Here is a 17,756-nt window from a genome sequence, read left to right as displayed (position 1 = left end):
TATTTTATTTAATTAAAGAATTATTGTTGTCCTAAGAACTAATAGTCAAATTGAACTTATCTTATGGTAAATTTGACTACAAGTGTAAAACATTTTTTCTGTATTAACAAAATATTAGATATTTTTTTTGGCTATTCCGATTAATGCGTAGTGATTTTTATTAATACATTAAAAATGAAAGCCAAACAGAAATAAAAATTATCGAAAAAACATCGAATTAGCAATTTGACAATCAGACATTTAAGAATTAATAAATTAAACAAAAAAAAAGACGGTAAAACAACCCGCTGAGTATCAGAAAATTGTTGTGTTAAAAAAAATATAAAAGATTTATGATATCAATTATTCATTTTATTTATTTAATTTGTCAAAATTTAAAGTAGGATATGGTTAAAAATGAAGATGAGGATTCACTTTTAAAGAGCGAACAGACTGCAATGAACGCAATCACAATTGACTGTGTCATTTTTGGTTTTGACAAAGGAAGTCTGGAAGTACTTTTGGTACAGCACGGGGAAGGAATCAGTAAAGGAAAATGGGGACTTCCGGGAGGCTGGATTTATAAAAAAGAGAGCACCGATTCTGCTGCCCACCGTTTACTGAACGAACTTACGGGCCTTGACAATATTTACTTAGAGCAATTGAAAGCATTCGGGGATCCGGATCGTTTCCCGCTTCGACGTGTCATTACTATTGGATATTATGCTTTGGTAAAACGTGAAGATTATAATATTAAAGCCGGTTTTACAGCTTCTGATGCCAAATGGTACAAAATAAACAGCATCCCGGATTTAATTTACGATCACAACGAAATTTTAGCATACAGTCTCAAACATCTTCGCAACAGGGTTCGCCAGGCACCTTTGGGATTTAATCTTCTTCCTGAGAAATTTACTTTATTGCAACTGATGCATCTTTACGAGGAAATTCTGGGCGTAGAAATGGATAAATCAAATTTCAGACGTAAGATTCTGCACATGAAGTTACTGGTAGCGCTTGATGAAAAACAAAAGGATGTTTCACACCGAGCCGCAAAATTGTATAAATTTGACCCGGACATTTACAAAAAACTTACCGAAAAAGGATTCAATTTTGAGTTTTAAACCGCAGTCTTTACCCAAAAATGGAATCTCTCTCTTCTAAAATCGATCTTAGGGCAACTTCAGAAATAGCTGAAGAAATCGATACCGCTATTATTGACGGAATTACAATCGACTGCGTGATTTTTGGATTTAATAAACAAAATCTCGAAGTCCTTTTAGTACAGCATGCAGAAGGAGAAAGCATAGGACGATGGGGGCTTCTCGGCGGTTGTATTAATACAAAAGAAAGTATTGATCATGCTGCACACCGAATTGTATACGAACTAACCAATCTGGAACACCTTTACCTGGAGCAGTTAAAAGCTTTTACGGATCCCGGGCGTGTGAGTTTCAAAAGAGTAATCACTATTGGCTATTATACCTTACTAAATCGGGAAGACTATAACATCAAATCCGGTTTAAGAGTAATTGAAGCGAAATGGTATAAAATTAAGGAGGTTCCGGATCTGATTTTTGATCACAATGAAATTTTAAGATTCAGTCTGATGCAATTGCGCAACAGAGTTCGTCAGGCTCCGATTGGTTTCAATCTTTTACCCGAAAAATTTACCTTGTTACAATTGATGCACCTTTACGAAGAAATATTAGGAATCGAACTGGACAAGCCCAACTTTCGCAGAAAAATTCTGCACATGAAGTTACTGCTCGAACTCGAAGAAAAACAAAAAGCGGTTTCCCACAGAGCTGCCAAATTATATAAATTTGATCCCGAAGTTTACAAAAAACTGACCGAGAAGGGATTCAATTTTGAATTTTAATTCCCCCGAAAAAATGCCCAAAGAAAAATCTTCAGCATTGCGCATGGATTTTTCACAAATAAACCCGTACAAGAAAACATTCCGTAAATTTCTAAGGGTAAATCAGCTACTGATTTTAAATGAATTAAGGCTTTTCAGCGCTTTTAAAACCTTGTTTATGTCCTCTAAATTCAAAATCGGACAACTACATTCCAGAATCCAAAACTTTCCGCTATCTTTGCGCCTTAATAACACGCTCTGCAGCAATTGCTACGGCGTAAATTTATACCCGAAAAAATACTTAAAACTCGTATAGAGAATTGAAATAGAAAATGAAGAAGATACGTAACTTTTGCATTATTGCACACATTGACCACGGTAAAAGTACACTGGCAGACCGTTTATTAGGTGCCACACAAACCGTTACAGCCCGTGAAGAAAAAGCACAATTGCTGGACAACATGGACCTGGAGCGCGAGCGTGGAATCACGATAAAAAGTCACGCCATTCAGATGGAATATACTTATAAAGGAGAAGAATACATCTTAAATTTAATTGATACTCCCGGTCACGTTGACTTTTCATACGAAGTTTCAAGATCTATTGCTGCCTGTGAAGGAGCTCTTTTGATTGTTGATGCCGCACAAAGTATTCAGGCACAAACGATTTCTAACTTATATCTGGCTTTAGAAAATGACCTCGAAATTATTCCGGTTTTGAATAAAGTAGATTTACCAAGTGCCAATCCGGAAGAAGTGAGCGATGATATTATTGATTTACTGGGATGTAAATTGGAAGATATTATTCACGCTTCGGGAAAAACAGGTTTTGGTGTCGAAAATATTCTGGCTGCTATTATTGAAAAAATTCCGCCGCCAAAAGGAAATGTGGACGAACCGTTACAAGCACTGATTTTTGATTCACATTACAATCCGTTTCGTGGAATTGAAGTAATCTTCAGAGTCGTAAACGGGGAAATCAGAAAAGGACAAAAAATTAAATTCATGGCCACCGGCAATGAGTATTTTGCCGATGAAGTTGGAACTTTAAAACTGAACCAGGTTCCTAAAAATGTTATTTCTACAGGTGATGTTGGTTATTTGATCTCCGGAATTAAAGAAGCCAAAGAGGTAAAAGTAGGTGATACACTAACCGATGCCAAAACGCCTACCACGAATATGATTACCGGTTTTGAAGATGTAAAACCAATGGTTTTCGCCGGAATTTATCCAGTTGATACCGAAGATTACGAAGATTTGCGTTCTTCTATGGAAAAACTGCAGCTGAATGATGCTTCACTGGTATTTACTCCCGAAAGCTCTGCTGCGTTAGGTTTTGGTTTCCGTTGCGGATTCTTAGGAATGCTTCACATGGAAATTATCCAGGAACGATTAGAGCGTGAGTTCGACATGACGGTAATTACTACAGTACCTAACGTTTCGTATCTGGCATATACCAAAAAAGATCCTGAAACTTCTTTTGTTGTAAACAATCCGTCCGATTTACCGGAACCATCAAAACTGGACCGTGTTGAAGAACCGTTTATTAAAGCCACCATTATTACAAAAGCGGATTTCGTTGGAAACGTAATGAGTTTATGTATCGAAAAGCGTGGTCAGATTACCAATCAGACGTATTTGACAACAGAACGTGTGGAACTTAATTTTGATATGCCGCTGGCGGAAATTGTATTTGATTTTTACGATCGTCTGAAAACGGTATCTAAAGGGTATGCTTCTTTTGACTACTCTCCAATCGGAATGAGAACGTCGAAATTAGTAAAACTGGATGTTCTTCTGAACGCACAGACTGTGGATGCGCTTTCTGCCTTGATTCACGAAGACAACGCCTACAACATCGGTAAAAAAATGACCGAGAAATTACGTGAGTTAATCCCGAGACAACAATTTGACATTCCTATTCAGGCGGCAATTGGTGCTAAAATCATTGCCCGTGAAACGATTAAAGCACTTCGTAAAGACGTTACCGCAAAATGTTACGGTGGGGATATCTCCCGTAAACGTAAACTTTTGGAAAAACAGAAAAAAGGTAAAAAACGTATGAGACAGGTAGGAAATGTTGAAATTCCTCAGGAAGCTTTTATGGCTGTTTTGAAATTGAACGACTAGTTCTTGTTAGAAAACAGAATAAAGAGCAAAGAATATAGATTGAACCCGATGACGAAAGTTGTTGGGTTTTTTGTTTTTAAAACCTTTTCATAACAAACATAATATTACATTCTCAAGGTATATTGTAGAGGCGCACAGCAGTGCGTCTTCCGAAAAGAATTTCGGCAATTACATAAATCATAGTCTTTTAATCAAACGGATATAGATTGCGCAGACGCACTGCTATGCGCCTCTGCGACAAATACAAATTTCAGATAATTTTTCAACCCATAAATCTGTCCTAATTTGGAACCAATTTTTTACTTCTCTAAACGCTGAACCTTTGTATCTTTGAACCTTTGCACCTTTGCACCTCAAAAGAAAATAAAAAATGGACGAAACCCCAAAACGATTTGACCGGATTGTCGCTATCCTGATTCAATTACAATCTAAGAAAATTGTAAAAGCACAGGAATTGGCCGATCGTTTTGACGTGAGTTTACGAACTATTTATCGCGATATCCGAACTTTGGAGGCTTCAGGAGTTCCTATTTACAGTGAGGCCGGAGTGGGTTATGCTTTGATGGAAGGCTATCGGCTGCCTCCCGTTATGTTTACGCGTGAAGAAATAAGCAGTTTTATTGCTGCCGAAAAACTGATGCAGAAATTCACCGATCCGTCTCTTGGATCATATTATGCATCAGCGATGTACAAATTAAAGTCGGTTTTGCGAAGTACCGATAAAGACTGGCTCTCGAACATTGAATCAAGAGTGGTTATGCAAACCGCTGAACCGCTTTTTCATGATAAATCACCCAATACGCTGGCCCTTTTGTTTGAGAGTATTGCAGAGAAAAAACAAATAATTCTGTATTATAAAGCGGTAGAAGCAGAAGAACCAACGAACAGAAATATTGAACCTGTCGGCGTTTTTCATGATCATAACAACTGGTATTTTCTGGGGTATTGCCATTTGCGAAAAGATTATCGCCAATTTAGAACCGACAGGATTCAGAGCATTAAAAAAACCGAATGTGATTTTACAATAGAACACGATTCCCTGGAGACTTATTTAAATAAAAATGAAACCATTCCGACGATCAAAGTCAGAATCCTGATTGAAAAAAAAATTGCCCGATACCTCGAATTCGAAAAAAAATATCACGGTTTTGTCTCTGAAAAAGAAATCGACGGACAAATAGAAATGACCTTTATGTGCCGTGATATCGAGAGTGGTTTTCCGCGTTGGTTTTTAATGTTTGGGGATTATGCTACCATTCTGGAACCGGAGAGTCTTAAAGTCCGGACTTTAGAATTACTGGAAATCAACAGAAAAAGACTTTTATAAAAAAAACTCCTTAAAGCGAATGTTACATTCATCTTCAGGAGTTTTTTTTTATCTGGCCAATCTTCAGGAATGCTATCTTTCCCAGAAAAAAGGAGGATCAATCCCCAATGCTCTTAAATAAACATAACCTTGTCCGCGGTGGTGTATTTCGTTATCAATAAAATACAAGATATTCTGAATAACCGGAAATTCATATTGTCCGAAAAGATTAAAGGTTTCATTAAAATCTTCAATCGATAATTTTTCCCAATACTGATTGATTTCTGAAGTCGCTTCGTCCCATTTTTCAAGATATTGGGCTTTAAAAATCAATTTATCTGATTCTTCGGCGAATCCTTTCACTTCTTTATTTACAATTCCTTTTAAGCCCGGAACCGCAATCGCTAAAAGTTCATCGGTTAATTTGGCAAATGTTCTCATGCCGCCTATCGAAAATTCAAAGAAATCTTTTTCAGGAAAAAGTTCAATTACGCGACGGGTCAGTGCGCGGTGTCCTTGCCAGTGTTTCAACAAATCTTCGGGAGTAATTACTTGTGCAGCTAATGTTTTCATGGTTTTAAAGTTTTAATTGTTTTAATACTTCAAAATTATTGAGGGTCGGTGACAACAGTTTGTCAGCAGGAAAAAAAATATTTATTTTCCCTCCTTAAGTAGTAAAAACTTCTAACCAAAAATTACTTTTCCTTCAACCATTCAAACAAACGATTGGCATCTTCAGGCTTAAACAATTGTGTCCCTTCGTTCATTGTTGCGGCAGAACCACAGGCCACTCCCCACCGAACGACTTCTTTCAAACTTTTATTTTGAGACAATGCCCAAACCATTCCTCCGACCATGCTGTCTCCTGCTCCAACGGTACTTTTTTTGGCAACGTTTGGCGCCGGAACATATTCATAAGCATCTTTTGTAACCAAAACTGCTCCCTGAGGGCCGAGAGAAACGACTACAATTTCGGCCCCTCCTTTGGCTATGATTTTTTTGGCGGCTTCATTGACTTCTTCCATTTCCAGACGTTCGGCTCCGACTAATTTTGCCAGTTCGCCTACATTTGGCTTGATCAGGTAGCATCCGGTTTCCAGTACTTTCTTTAAAGCTTCCCCGGAGGTATCTACTATTAATTTCGAATTTGATTTCCTCGCAATTTCAGCCACTTTTTGATAAAAGTCTGTTGCCAAACCTTCATTTAAACTTCCGCTTACTACCAGAAACCCCGGTTTTAAATTCGAAATCGTTTCAAGGATTTTTTTAACCTCAGAATCAGATAAAATATTACCGGAAAATCCAAAACGATATTGCGAATTCGTAGTATCATCAACTGCAATAAAGTTTTCCCTCGTTGGTGTTACGGTCTGAATGGCTTCAAAAATGACTCCTTCTTTTTTGACTAAATCTTTGAGCATTTCACCGACTGGTCCGCCTGATGTAAAAACGGCTAACGAACTTCCGCCTAAACGTACAATAGCTTTAGAAACATTTATTCCGCCTCCGCCAGCATCAAATTTCGGGTTTTCGCATCTTATTTTATGTTCAGCAATCAGGCCTGAAAAACGAGTGCTTTTATCTACGGAAGGATTTACGGTGAGTGTAACGATAGCAAATGTTTTCATTTTGTGATTTTTTTATTCTATTAAAGATGCGAAAAAAATATCATTTAAAAAAAGACGCGATTTACAAGTGTTTCCGACAGACACCAAAGACACACTGGTCTTTGTCTGCTGTATTAAGCGATTAAAATTTGTACCTTTGCACCTTAAAAATTTTGTACCTTAAAGAAAATGATCGAAGATAAAAATCCACAACGTACCAGTATAGCGCAATTAGGCGAATTTGGCCTGATTGAACATTTAACCAAAAACTTTGATGTTACTCAGGAATCTACTTTAAAAAGTATTGGAGATGATGCAGCGGTTCTTGATTTTAAAGACAAAAAAGTAGTGGTTTCCACCGATTTACTGATTGAAGGCGTACATTTTGACCTGGCTTATATGCCGCTTAAACATTTAGGATATAAGTCTGTTGTTGTAAACCTGTCTGACATTTGCGCCATGAATGCCCGACCAACGCAAATAACGGTCTCTGTAGCCGTTTCTAATCGTTTTCCACTGGAAGCCTTAGAAGAATTATTTGAAGGAATTACGCACGCTGCAAAAGAATATAAAGTAGATGTTATTGGCGGAGACACTACCTCATCACAAAAAGGACTGATTATTAGCATTACGGCAATCGGTGAAGCTGATGCTGCCGAAATCGTTTACAGAAATGGTGCCAAACAAACCGATTTGCTTGTTGTTACCGGAGATATTGGCGCCGCTTATATGGGATTACAGGTTTTGGAACGTGAAAAACAGGTTTTTCAGGTCAACCCAAACAGCCAGCCGGACTTAGATATGTACAGTTATCTGATCGAGCGTCAGCTGAAACCTGAAGCGCGAAAAGATGTCCGTACTTTATTGCACGCCCTTGAAATCAAGCCCACGGCAATGATTGACATTTCGGACGGATTATCCTCTGAAATTATTCATTTGTGCAAACAGTCAAAAGTGGGTTGTAATTTATACGAAGACAAACTTCCGTTAGATCCGCAATTTATCTCGACTTGTGAAGAATTCAATATTGACAGTACGACGGTTGCGATTAATGGAGGTGAAGATTATGAATTGTTATTTACCATTGACATTAATGATTTCGATAAAATAAAAGGAAATCCGAATTTCTCGGTTATTGGTCATATGGCAGATGAAAGTGAAGGCATTCATTTAGTAACACGTGCCAATACCAAAATTGCCTTAAAAGCCCGTGGATGGGATGCTTTAAGCGAATAAACTTTAAAAAATATCAAATAAAAAATTCCAAATCCCAATGACTCGCGTTATTGGGATTTGGAATTTTTTGTTTTTGGAATTTCAGGTTAGAAAAGCGATTTACTTTTAGCTTCCTTTACCAGATCCTCATCAGATCCGGATTTTATTTTCAGAAGTTCTTTTAAATTGGTCCTTCTCTTTTCTATGGCATTTAAAGAAATTGGAATATACTGCGGCATATCGGCCACAGAGGTTCCTTTTGACAAATGAAATAAAATCTGCTTGTCAAATTCATCCACTTCTATCGAATTATAAGGCGCCTGGCTCAGCATTTTCTGCACCGACTGGCTGTAATATTTTTCATTTTTCATTACTCTGTCGAATGCAAAAAGCAGTTCATCAAAAGTCAGGTCATTTTTAATAATCAAACCGTTCGGACTTATGGTCCTGATTATTGTTTTAATTTTCAGTAATTCCGTGTACATCGTCAATAAAACGATTTTGCAGCGAGGCATTTTTTTGGATATTAATTTGGCGAGATCTTCTCCTGAAAAAATATCCTTTTCTTCATAGGAAGGCATACTAATATCTAAAAAAGCAACGTCAAAATCCGGTGTTGCTTCATCCTGTATCAAATCATATCCTGATCTGCAATCGTAAGCCTGCGAAATCACAAATTCGTATTGTTTCGTATTATAACGTGTGATCGCATTTTTGTATCCTTCAATAATAAAAGGATGATCATCTACAATTAATATATTTTGCTTTATTAATTGCGAAACTAAAGTGTTGGGGTCAACTGTCATTTCTTCTGTAGGTTAATTTTTTGATCTATGGGTATTTTTACTAAAAGAAGGGTTCCTTCTCCTTTGGCAGATTTTATGGTAACGGTGCCCTTACATTCTGCAGCTCTGTATTCGATATTATGCAATCCTATCCCGTTTTTGGTTCTGTGGGGATTAAATCCAACTCCATCATCAAAGACAGCTAAAATCAAATAATTTATTTCACTTTTAAATTCGACTGTAATCGTCTTTGCCCTGGCATACTTATTACAATTTTGTAACGCTTCCTGAACAATCCGGTATAAATTAATCTTGACTGCATTGCTAACCAGTTCCCATTTAATCTGAGAATCAAAAGCAGTAATCAGTTTGGAAGGATAAGTGTTTTGTTGATTATCAAACAATTTGTTCAGAATCAAAACAAAATTATTAATTAATTCTGATTTTTCCCTATTTAGATCATGTGAAATTTCACGTATATCTTCCTCTATGTTTTTAAGTTCCGTTAAATATTTTTTTCTTTTTAGGGCGGCTTCCGCTTCATCGATCTTATCTAAACTGTCCAGACTGATCCGCACTCCAAACATTCTTCCCAAAACACCGTCATGCAGCTCCTGAGCCACTTTTTTCTTTTCTCTGATGCGGGTCATTTCGATATCATTCTGCTGGGAGATCATCAAATTATAAATATCTTCATTGGCAATTTGCTGCTGTTGCTTAAAAAGTAACTCCCTGTTTTTGGCTTGTTGGGTTTTGTACACGTAAAAAAACAAACCGACCAGAGTACAAATACTAAAAACATACACCAGGGTTTTATTCTTTTCCTGCAGATTCGAGTTTTGGTCTTTTATTTCATTCGTTTCATATTCAATGCGGGAGAATTTTTCGCCCATTTTACGCTCCGATTTGAGCATGCGGTCATTAAGACGAATATATTCCCTTGTATAAACCGAAGCATTTTTAGGATCCACTGTTTCAATTTGTTTCAGTGCTTCCAGTATGTCCCTTATTTTGTTTAGACTGCGTGATAAAACTAATGCCTGTTTCGAATACTGAATGGCTTTGAAAGTATCTTTCCTGGAGAAATAATATTCTGATAAATGTATTTTACTCAATACAACACCTGATTTTATACTCAGGCTGTCCCTGATTTTTAAAGCTCTGTAAAACTGATCCGGAAGCCCTCCTGATTCTTTTAGTTTAAACTTTGAATAGGCCAGATTGTCTAATAAAATAGCATACAGGAAGGTATTCTCCTTATATAAATTTTTTTCATCGAGACCTCTCCTGAAATACATTTTTGCTTTACTGTAATTCCGCATCCTTAAATTGACAAAACCGATATTATTCAAAGAGGTTGCCTTTAATTGAAAGTCGGCAGGAATTGATTTATCAGTGAGCGTGCTCAGGGCATTATGATGAAATTCAAGAGCTTTGTCAAATTCCTCGCGTTCGCTATACAAAATTCCCAATAGGTTATAGCAATCGTAAAGCTGATCGTTAACGTTTTTTCGTTGCTTTAAAATCCGGAGTGCTTTAAAAATACTGATTTCACTTTCAAAATAATCCCCTTCATTATACTGAAGACCCGCTTTACTTAAAAAAGTTTTGGCCAGGTTATAATGGTCGTTTATCTTCAGATATAATTTTTCTGCCTTAAAATAATTCATAAAAGCACTGTCCGCAATAGATTTCACTTTGTAATAATCGCCTAAATAGCCATAGGCTTTCGCCATATTGACAGAATCCCTGGAGTTTTTGGATCGTTCCAATACCAGCTTTGTGGTTTGAAGATAGGAGTTCCAGTCGCTCATATTATAATAGCGATTGGCAATTCTAAAAAGATTGACTCTGTTGAGAGAGTCATCTTTCTGATTTATAATAATGTCAAATGCCTTTTTATTATAATCTTGTTTGTACTTAAAAGGAAGGTTAATATCATTGGCTAATGATAAATAAGTGGCGAGGCTATCTTCCGATAATTTTATATTTTTCTTCTCCCGGTCTTTTGTGGTACAACCAAAAAAAACGACAGACAGCAGGAATAATATTAAATAATTATTTTTCAATAGCATTTTGAATTTCATCAAAAATACTAAAAACTATAGCCGAAAAAGAAAAGGCTGCCAAAAAATTGACAGCCTTATCCTATATTTTATTTTTTATTTCTTAATCCAGTTTCACGCTCATACGTGTTGACTGGCTGTCAGTAGTAAAACTACCGGATTGTTTTGTACTTAAATCCAATTGATTTTGTTTTCCGGCAAAATCGCTCTTGCGTCTGCCCATTGAAGTACCGTTATCGATAGGGTTAATAATATTTAAATCTTTATTCCCTGCGTTTTTTACTTCTTCCGGTGATGTAAATGAAGTTGCTACCATTACTAAAGAAAATAGTCCGAATGTTAAAGCTGCTTTTTTCATGATTTTGAGGTTTTTGTTTGTGATTTATTTGGGGGTATATGATTACTTTATTGCAATCATGGGGACAAATCTACGTGGAGAATCCAAAAATATTGTACGAAAAAATCAGTTTGTGGTAGAACATGCCCAATTGATAGTCAATGAGCGTCAAATGTATGTAATTACTTAACTTTTAGACTTCTAAGTAATTACCTTCAGAAAAATTAGTAATAATTAAGTCTACATTTGATTTGTAGGTTTTTGAGAAAGGAATTTTTTTCGAAGAGTTTTTTATGTAACAGACTGAGTTTCCGTTATGAATACGTGCCACATAATTTCGGTTAATGATGTAACTGTTATGAATTCGGAAAAAAGGATAGGAAAGTACATTCTCAAAATACTTGAGAGTTTTAAAAGCTGTGACCATTTCACCGGAATTAAGGTAAATATCCGTTGAATTGTTATCGGCCTGAAAATAACTGATATCAGACGCATTCAGATAGCGATAATCACCGTAAGACTTAATACAGATAATCAGTGGTTTTTCGCTATTCGGAGTACTTTTAACGAAGGGAATCACAGCAGCATTACAATCTCCTCTTTTAATAAATTGCGCATCCAGGGTTATCTTATCTAATTTTAAAATAGTCTTTAGCAAATCTGTTTCCTGAACAGGTTTCAATATATAATCAAAAACGCCATACTGAATCGCATCGTAAGCCAATTCTTTTTTTAAGGTAGTAACAATTATTTTAGGCAAAATTGACAAATACCGATACAGTTCACTAATGAAAGAAAGCGATAAATCGCATGTTACATCTTTAGGATCAATTTCTAAAAACACAAGCGAGGGCCGGTGCTTTAAAATCAAAGTTAATCCTTGTTGAAAATCTGCAGCTGATCCGACAAAAGTTAATTCTGAAAAACCTTCTGCAACAGTTTTGGTTTTCAGACTGCTTTCGGCGTCATCATCAATAATAATATACGAATACTTTTTCAATATTGGAAGGTCTTGATTTTATCTATCCCTAAAATTACGAATAACAACGATTTAAAAATTTAATTGTTGATACATTTCCGGTAAATGTTAACATAAAAAATAAAGCATGAAATACCGCACTGAATAGATGGCCTAAATTAAAAAAATCCCAAACTCCTAAGACGGAATTTGGGATTTTATGAGTTTTATTTTTAAAAAATTACATTTTCATCAACCAGTTTTTCATCGAAACTTCATCTTCGATAATGGCTCTTAATTCGGTAATTTTTACACGATCCTGTTTCATGGTATCTCTGTGACGAATTGTTACCGTTTCATCTTCGATGGTCTGATGATCTACCGTAATACAAAACGGGGTTCCCAAAGCATCCTGTCTTCTGTAACGACGGCCTACTGCATCTTTTTCATCATAAGCCACATTGAAATCCCATTTTAAATCATCTATGATTTTCTTGGAAATTTCAGGCAATCCGTCTCTTTTAATTAATGGAAGAACGGCTGCTTTTGTTGGTGCTAAAACCGAAGGTAATTTCAGAACCGTTCTCGTTGATCCGTCTTCAAGAGTTTCTTCCTGTAATGAAGTAGCGAAAACAGCCAGGAACATACGGTCTAAACCAACTGAAGTTTCCACTACATATGGCACATAGTTTTCATTTAATTCAGGGTCAAAATATTGTAGTTTTCTACCTGAAAATTTTTCGTGTGCTTTTAAGTCGAAATCTGTACGGGAGTGAATTCCTTCTAATTCTTTGAAACCAAACGGAAAATTAAACTCGATATCTGCCGCTGCATTTGCATAGTGGGCTAATTTTTCGTGATCGTGAAAACGGTAATTTTGTTTTCCTAATCCCAAAGACAAATGCCATTTTAAACGTGTTTCTTTCCAGTATTCATAAGCTTGCATTTCTTCGCCCGGACGTACAAAAAATTGCATTTCCATTTGTTCGAATTCACGCATACGGAAAATAAATTGCCTTGCAACGATTTCGTTTCTGAAGGCTTTACCTGTCTGGGCAATTCCAAACGGAATCTTCATACGCCCTGATTTTTGTACGTTCAGAAAATTCACAAAAATACCCTGAGCGGTTTCCGGACGTAAATATAAATCCATTGCAGAGTCTGCAGAAGCTCCAAGTTTAGTACCAAACATTAAGTTGAATTGCTTAACGTCTGTCCAGTTTCTTGAACCCGTTTCAGGATCAGCAATTTCCAGTTCTTCGATTAGCGCTTTTACATCCTGAAGATCTTCGCTCATCCCTTTTGCAAGTCTTTCCAGAATTTCTCTCTCTTTAGCCAAATATTCAACTACACGGGCATTTGTCGTAATAAATTCCTGTTCGTTGAAAGCATCACCAAAGCGGGCTTTTGCTTTTTCGATTTCTTTTTTAGCTTTCAGATTTAACTTTTCAGCATAATCTTCGACTAAAACGTCAGCTCTGTATCTTTTTTTCGAATCTTTATTGTCAATTAACGGATCATTGAAGGCATCAACGTGGCCTGAAGCTTTCCAGGTAGTCGGATGCATTAATATTGCAGCGTCAAGGCCGACAATATTTTCATTCATCTGAACCATTGATTTCCACCAATATTCACGGATATTCTTTTTTAACTCGACGCCATTTTGTGCATAATCATACACTGCACTCAATCCATCGTATACTTCGCTTGACGGAAAAATAAATCCGTACTCTTTTGCGTGCGAAACCACATTCTTAAATATATCTTCTTGTTTTGCCATAGTGATGCAAAAATATAAAAAGTACGTTTAAAAAAAAGAAAAATAATAAAGATTGAAGCGCTGATTTCGTTATTTTTGTAACTAAATTCTTTCTATTTGTGTTTAATTATATTATTGACCTGTTTTTTCCTAAAGTTTGTGCCGGATGCCATACTATTTTAATGACTTATGAAAGTGTATTGTGCAGTAGATGTCGGCACGAAATGCCTTTGACCCAATATCATCTGGATCCTAAAAATGAAGCCGTCAAAAAGTTTTATGGGAAAATTGACATTGAGCATGCATCTGCTTTCTTATATTTTAATAAAAAAGGGATTGTACAGGAACTCATTCATAACCTAAAATACAAAGGACGGGAAGAAATCGGAACTCTTTTAGGCAACTGGTATGCAGAAGATTTGAAAAAACTAACATTAGTATCTCCGTTTGATGTTGTTATCCCGGTACCGCTGCACAAAAGAAAATTTAAGGAAAGAGGTTATAATCAGGTCAGTACTTTTGGAAAAGCCATAGCCGAAAATCTGAACATTCCTTATAATGACGCTGTTTTATATCGAAAAATATATTCGAAAACACAATCAAAAAAGAATCTTTTGGGAAGATCAGAAAATATAGAAAACATATTTGATGTCCTTTTATCAGAAGAAATCCATCATAAACATTTTTTAATTGTCGATGATGTCCTGACTACCGGAGCCACACTCGAAGCCTGTTCCCGTGCGCTGTTAAAAATTCCGGGAGCTAAGATCAGCATTGTCTGTATGGCAATGGCGCACTAAAAATATAAATTTGAGTGAAATGTCTTTATTCTTTTAGAAATCAATGTTATCCTGAGCGGAGTCGAAGGGCATCGTGAGCGAAGTGGAAGGCTTTTTCACATGAAAGGGGCTTCGACTCCGCTCAGCCTGACACTAATTTTCAATTGCAACTAACGAGTTACAAATTAATTAATTACTATTTTCTTAACCGTTTTTCGGTTACCATCAATAACACTTACCAGATAAATTCCTGAAGAAACATTGGAAAGCTGAATATTTTCATTAAAATTAGAAGACGGTGCAAAAGATTTTGAATAAACCGTTCGTCCTAAAATATCAGACACCAAAACTTTAACCCCTGACGGAGATTCCGGTGAAAACTGAATCGTAAAACTTCCTTTATTTGGATTGGGAAAAAGGGCAAAATCAATAGCCGTTACCACCTCATCGGTTCCTAAGGTAAATTTTTGAGCCTGAATGGTAATCGATGCCGAGTTTATTGTACCTGTTTTTCCGGCATCAATATCACGAACCATTAAGGTCCAGTCACCATAAGGATTTTCATTATTAAACGCACTTAATTTACCTGCCGGAGAAACCGTTTGCAGCGTTGTCATTCCGCAGGAGATCGCACTTCCTGCATCATCATATTTTAAATCCAAAGTATTTGAGGCACTTCCACAACTTCCGTCAAACAAATTAACAATAGTGCCCGAAGGACTCATAATACTAATCTGAACGTCTGATAAATAAGTATGTGTAAAATTAATATTCAAATCGACATCACTAATAGCAGTTCCATCCGGAGCAGCTGTATTTTTTGCGGTTTGCTGAGTATTGCCCATACCTGCCGTAATGGTATTTTTTGCTGTACTGAAGGGAGCAGTCACCGTAATTATTCTTGTGGTATAGGTTAAATTCCCATCCGGAATAACAATTGGAGTATTGAAAGTATAGGTTTTTGAATCTGTTGAAACCGTGTAACCAATAGCAAACTGATTGCTGTTTACAGCATAATAAATATTAGCCGTTGGCTCAATCAGCAATCTGCAGGTTGTCGCTTTAATATCAGTTGGAACCGTAATAATTTCCGAACCGTCATTTGGCGTATTGGATACTAATGTAGTTGGAAACGTTAAGCCGCCATCTGTAGAAAGTTTAATATTTACGTTAGCAGAACCAGCTATAGTAGTAGTGTTATTCACACTCCATGAAATAGTCTGCTGACTTCCGTTTGCCCAGCCAATATTATCTGTGTTTTGAGAAGTAACGGCAAAAGGTCCTGCATTTGCATTTACCACAACAGCCATAGCGTCTGTTCTGGTTTGCGCTGTGCCCTGAGTTGCGTTGTCGCGTCCTGTTAAAGTAAAATTCAAAGTTCTGGCAATATTGGAAACAGACTCCCAGGTAGATGATAATTTATTTTGCAGCACAGCATCCAGTTGTGGCATATATCGAACAGGTGAGCTAACCGGCAGAAAAGAACGGAATAAAGCTCCGTCAGGTTTTGTTGCGTATGCTTTACTCGTTTCCCCCGATGTACTTGTTGCATTATCGTTTTCCTCCCAGCAATAGGTTATTGTATCTCCTTCCGGATCAGAACCTGTTCCTTTTAAAACGAAGGCAGTTCCTTTGGGTATTGTATAATCAGAGCCGGCACTTATGGTTGGCGGATTATTGGTCAAAGCTGTACTTACAGGACAACTAACACCCGAAAGTGTATTTTGAATTTGCAGAATACTCACATAGGCAAAATAATCGTCAGAGTTATTTTGCACATCGTACCCCTCAGAAATTCCGGCGTATCCCATAATGGTAGAACCACTTCCCGGCTCGACATTTACATTTGTTCTCTCACTACCATCGTACGAAAAAGTATGATTGGCCCCTAACTGATGCCCAAATTCGTGAATTACAAAATCAATATCAAAAGTATCTCCTTCCGGTTTTGCATTAGAAGGTGACGTATAACCACTTCCTTTTCCTGCAGGTTCAGAAGTTGTCGGATCCACGCAAATACAACCGATACATCCTGCATTTCCTCCTCCGCCTGAAGCACCGAAAAGATGTCCTATATCATATGCACCATTTCCGATTACATTTGTCAAAGTAGTCTGAACTTCCTGATTCCAGGCACCATCCGTTCCGGCAGAAGCATTAGAATACGGATCAGTAGATGCATTGGTATAAATAATCGCATCATTATTCGCAATCAAAACCAATTTCACAGCAAGATCCCGGTTAAAAATTCCATTTACCCGCGTTAGTGTGGCATTCATTCCCGCCAATGCTCCCGCTTTTGTTCCTCCAAAATAAGTCGCATATTCTCCAGTACAAGAGAGTGCCAGTTTCAAAGTTTTAAAAACCTTATTGTTTGCCGTTTCTTTTGAGGCAAGCGCATTTTTTGCTGTTTTCTGATTATTGGAACCTTCTTTTGTAGAACAATTTAATTTGGCCTTCCCAAGCGTACTTTTCGAAGCAAAAACTACATATTGCGTTTTATCATCCGGATTGTTTTCTATAAATTCCGGGCTTTTATCGGTACGAAGTACCATAGATTGCAAGCCGGCCGGCGAAAGACTGAAATGGATTTTTGCCGATTTATCATCAATACCCACTCCTTCATACGCTCTGATATCCGGATATTTTGCCTGCAATTCCGGATCAAAATTAGAAGATTCCCAAATCGTAAAACGTTCTAAAATTCCATTTTGATTTGGAAAAGTAATTTGTGAAGTATTACTTTTTGATTGTTTATCTGTTGCTGCTGCCAGTTTTTGTTTCAGGAAATCTGCATTTAATTTAAAATACAACTTCTCTGAATCTTCAGAATTTACCTTTCTGTTAAAAACAGAAGTTGCATTTACTTTCTGCCACAAACCATCGTTTTGAGCATTCGTATGGGTATAACAGAAAACAATTGATATAAAAAGTAATAGTTTTTTCATAAATCGAGTGGTATTTAAACTATCAAA

At 36.7% G+C, this 17,756-nt stretch carries 14 protein-coding genes; 6 read left to right on the top strand and 8 right to left on the bottom strand.

The features are described from left to right. The first annotated feature begins 386 nt into the window (after positions 1-386). The 4 genes from GJU43_RS09085 (at position 387) to GJU43_RS09070 (ending at position 5,296) form a co-directional block, all read left to right on the top strand. Entirely contained in the window at positions 387-1,103 is a 717-nt protein-coding gene (locus tag GJU43_RS09085) for an NUDIX domain-containing protein (protein WP_154340456.1), read from the top strand. Between the two features lie 20 nt (positions 1,104-1,123). Beyond that, positions 1,124-1,861 (top strand): NUDIX domain-containing protein, encoded by a 738-nt coding sequence (locus GJU43_RS09080; RefSeq protein WP_154340455.1) that lies wholly within the window; start codon positions 1,124-1,126, stop codon positions 1,859-1,861. A gap of 311 nt (positions 1,862-2,172) precedes the next feature. After that, positions 2,173-3,969, top strand: a complete 1,797-nt coding sequence (gene lepA / locus GJU43_RS09075; protein WP_154340454.1) for a translation elongation factor 4 — start codon at positions 2,173-2,175, stop codon at positions 3,967-3,969. A 370-nt stretch (positions 3,970-4,339) separates the two neighbouring features. Beyond that, a complete protein-coding gene (locus tag GJU43_RS09070) occupies positions 4,340-5,296 on the top strand; it encodes a YafY family protein (RefSeq protein WP_154340453.1) in 957 nt (318 codons plus the stop codon). Between the two features lie 72 nt (positions 5,297-5,368). Here GJU43_RS09070 and GJU43_RS09065 read toward each other — a convergent pair whose 3' ends face one another. Then, positions 5,369-5,848: a DinB family protein gene (locus GJU43_RS09065; protein WP_154340452.1), complete on the bottom strand. Its 480-nt coding sequence runs from the start codon at positions 5,846-5,848 to the stop codon at positions 5,369-5,371. Positions 5,849-5,970: 122 nt separating this feature from the next. Next, positions 5,971-6,903, bottom strand: a complete 933-nt coding sequence (locus tag GJU43_RS09060; RefSeq protein WP_154340451.1) for a 1-phosphofructokinase family hexose kinase — start codon at positions 6,901-6,903, stop codon at positions 5,971-5,973. A gap of 168 nt (positions 6,904-7,071) precedes the next feature. On the opposite strand from GJU43_RS09060, the gene thiL reads away from it, so the two are divergent. Further along, positions 7,072-8,118, top strand: coding sequence for a thiamine-phosphate kinase (gene thiL / locus GJU43_RS09055; protein ID WP_154340450.1), 1,047 nt, complete (start codon positions 7,072-7,074; stop codon positions 8,116-8,118). A gap of 86 nt (positions 8,119-8,204) precedes the next feature. Here thiL and GJU43_RS09050 read toward each other — a convergent pair whose 3' ends face one another. From GJU43_RS09050 to GJU43_RS09030, 5 genes are all read right to left on the bottom strand, one after another. Then, positions 8,205-8,903, bottom strand: a complete 699-nt coding sequence (locus GJU43_RS09050; protein ID WP_154340449.1) for a response regulator transcription factor — start codon at positions 8,901-8,903, stop codon at positions 8,205-8,207. After that, a complete protein-coding gene (locus GJU43_RS09045) occupies positions 8,900-10,957 on the bottom strand; it encodes a tetratricopeptide repeat-containing sensor histidine kinase (protein ID WP_154340448.1) in 2,058 nt (685 codons plus the stop codon). The genes GJU43_RS09050 and GJU43_RS09045 overlap by 4 nt, the downstream gene beginning before the upstream one ends. Before the next feature lie 94 nt (positions 10,958-11,051). Next, positions 11,052-11,306, bottom strand: a complete 255-nt coding sequence (locus GJU43_RS09040) for a hypothetical protein (protein ID WP_154340447.1) — start codon at positions 11,304-11,306, stop codon at positions 11,052-11,054. Between the two features lie 172 nt (positions 11,307-11,478). After that, a complete protein-coding gene (locus GJU43_RS09035; RefSeq protein WP_154340446.1) occupies positions 11,479-12,285 on the bottom strand; it encodes a LytTR family DNA-binding domain-containing protein in 807 nt (268 codons plus the stop codon). Between the two features lie 199 nt (positions 12,286-12,484). Continuing rightward, the gene (locus GJU43_RS09030; RefSeq protein WP_154340445.1) at positions 12,485-14,023 is read right to left on the bottom strand and encodes a glycine--tRNA ligase; all 1,539 of its coding nucleotides are present in this window, start codon (positions 14,021-14,023) and stop codon (positions 12,485-12,487) included. A gap of 161 nt (positions 14,024-14,184) precedes the next feature. Here GJU43_RS09030 and GJU43_RS09025 point away from each other — a divergent pair, with 161 nt between their 5' ends. After that, complete coding sequence (locus tag GJU43_RS09025) at positions 14,185-14,802, top strand: ComF family protein (RefSeq protein ID WP_154340590.1); 618 nt, start codon at positions 14,185-14,187, stop codon at positions 14,800-14,802. Positions 14,803-14,966: 164 nt separating this feature from the next. On the opposite strand, the gene GJU43_RS09020 is transcribed toward GJU43_RS09025, so the two are convergent. Then, positions 14,967-17,729, bottom strand: coding sequence for a reprolysin-like metallopeptidase (locus GJU43_RS09020; RefSeq protein WP_154340444.1), 2,763 nt, complete (start codon positions 17,727-17,729; stop codon positions 14,967-14,969). Positions 17,730-17,756 lie beyond the last annotated feature (27 nt).

Source organism: Flavobacterium sp. LC2016-23 (assembly GCF_009674775.1).
GTDB lineage: Bacteria > Bacteroidota > Bacteroidia > Flavobacteriales > Flavobacteriaceae > Flavobacterium.
The sequence above is the reverse complement of the archived record's forward strand: the minus strand, read 5'-3'. Positions and strand labels throughout refer to the sequence as shown.

Excerpts from the sequence above, each read along its gene's own strand:
- GJU43_RS09065 (WP_154340452.1), bottom strand. The coding sequence starts at position 5,848 with ATGAAAACATTAGCTGCACAAGTAATTACTCCCGAAGATTTGTTGAAA.
- thiL (WP_154340450.1), top strand. The coding sequence starts at position 7,072 with ATGATCGAAGATAAAAATCCACAACGTACCAGTATAGCGCAATTAGGC.
- GJU43_RS09050 (WP_154340449.1), bottom strand. The coding sequence starts at position 8,903 with ATGACAGTTGACCCCAACACTTTAGTTTCGCAATTAATAAAGCAAAAT.
- GJU43_RS09040 (WP_154340447.1), bottom strand. The coding sequence starts at position 11,306 with ATGAAAAAAGCAGCTTTAACATTCGGACTATTTTCTTTAGTAATGGTA.
- GJU43_RS09070 (WP_154340453.1), top strand. The coding sequence starts at position 4,340 with ATGGACGAAACCCCAAAACGATTTGACCGGATTGTCGCTATCCTGATT.
- lepA (WP_154340454.1), top strand. The coding sequence starts at position 2,173 with ATGAAGAAGATACGTAACTTTTGCATTATTGCACACATTGACCACGGT.
- GJU43_RS09025 (WP_154340590.1), top strand. The coding sequence starts at position 14,185 with ATGACTTATGAAAGTGTATTGTGCAGTAGATGTCGGCACGAAATGCCT.
- GJU43_RS09085 (WP_154340456.1), top strand. The coding sequence starts at position 387 with ATGGTTAAAAATGAAGATGAGGATTCACTTTTAAAGAGCGAACAGACT.
- GJU43_RS09020 (WP_154340444.1), bottom strand. The coding sequence starts at position 17,729 with ATGAAAAAACTATTACTTTTTATATCAATTGTTTTCTGTTATACCCAT.
- GJU43_RS09080 (WP_154340455.1), top strand. The coding sequence starts at position 1,124 with ATGGAATCTCTCTCTTCTAAAATCGATCTTAGGGCAACTTCAGAAATA.
- GJU43_RS09030 (WP_154340445.1), bottom strand. The coding sequence starts at position 14,023 with ATGGCAAAACAAGAAGATATATTTAAGAATGTGGTTTCGCACGCAAAA.
- GJU43_RS09045 (WP_154340448.1), bottom strand. The coding sequence starts at position 10,957 with ATGCTATTGAAAAATAATTATTTAATATTATTCCTGCTGTCTGTCGTT.
- GJU43_RS09060 (WP_154340451.1), bottom strand. The coding sequence starts at position 6,903 with ATGAAAACATTTGCTATCGTTACACTCACCGTAAATCCTTCCGTAGAT.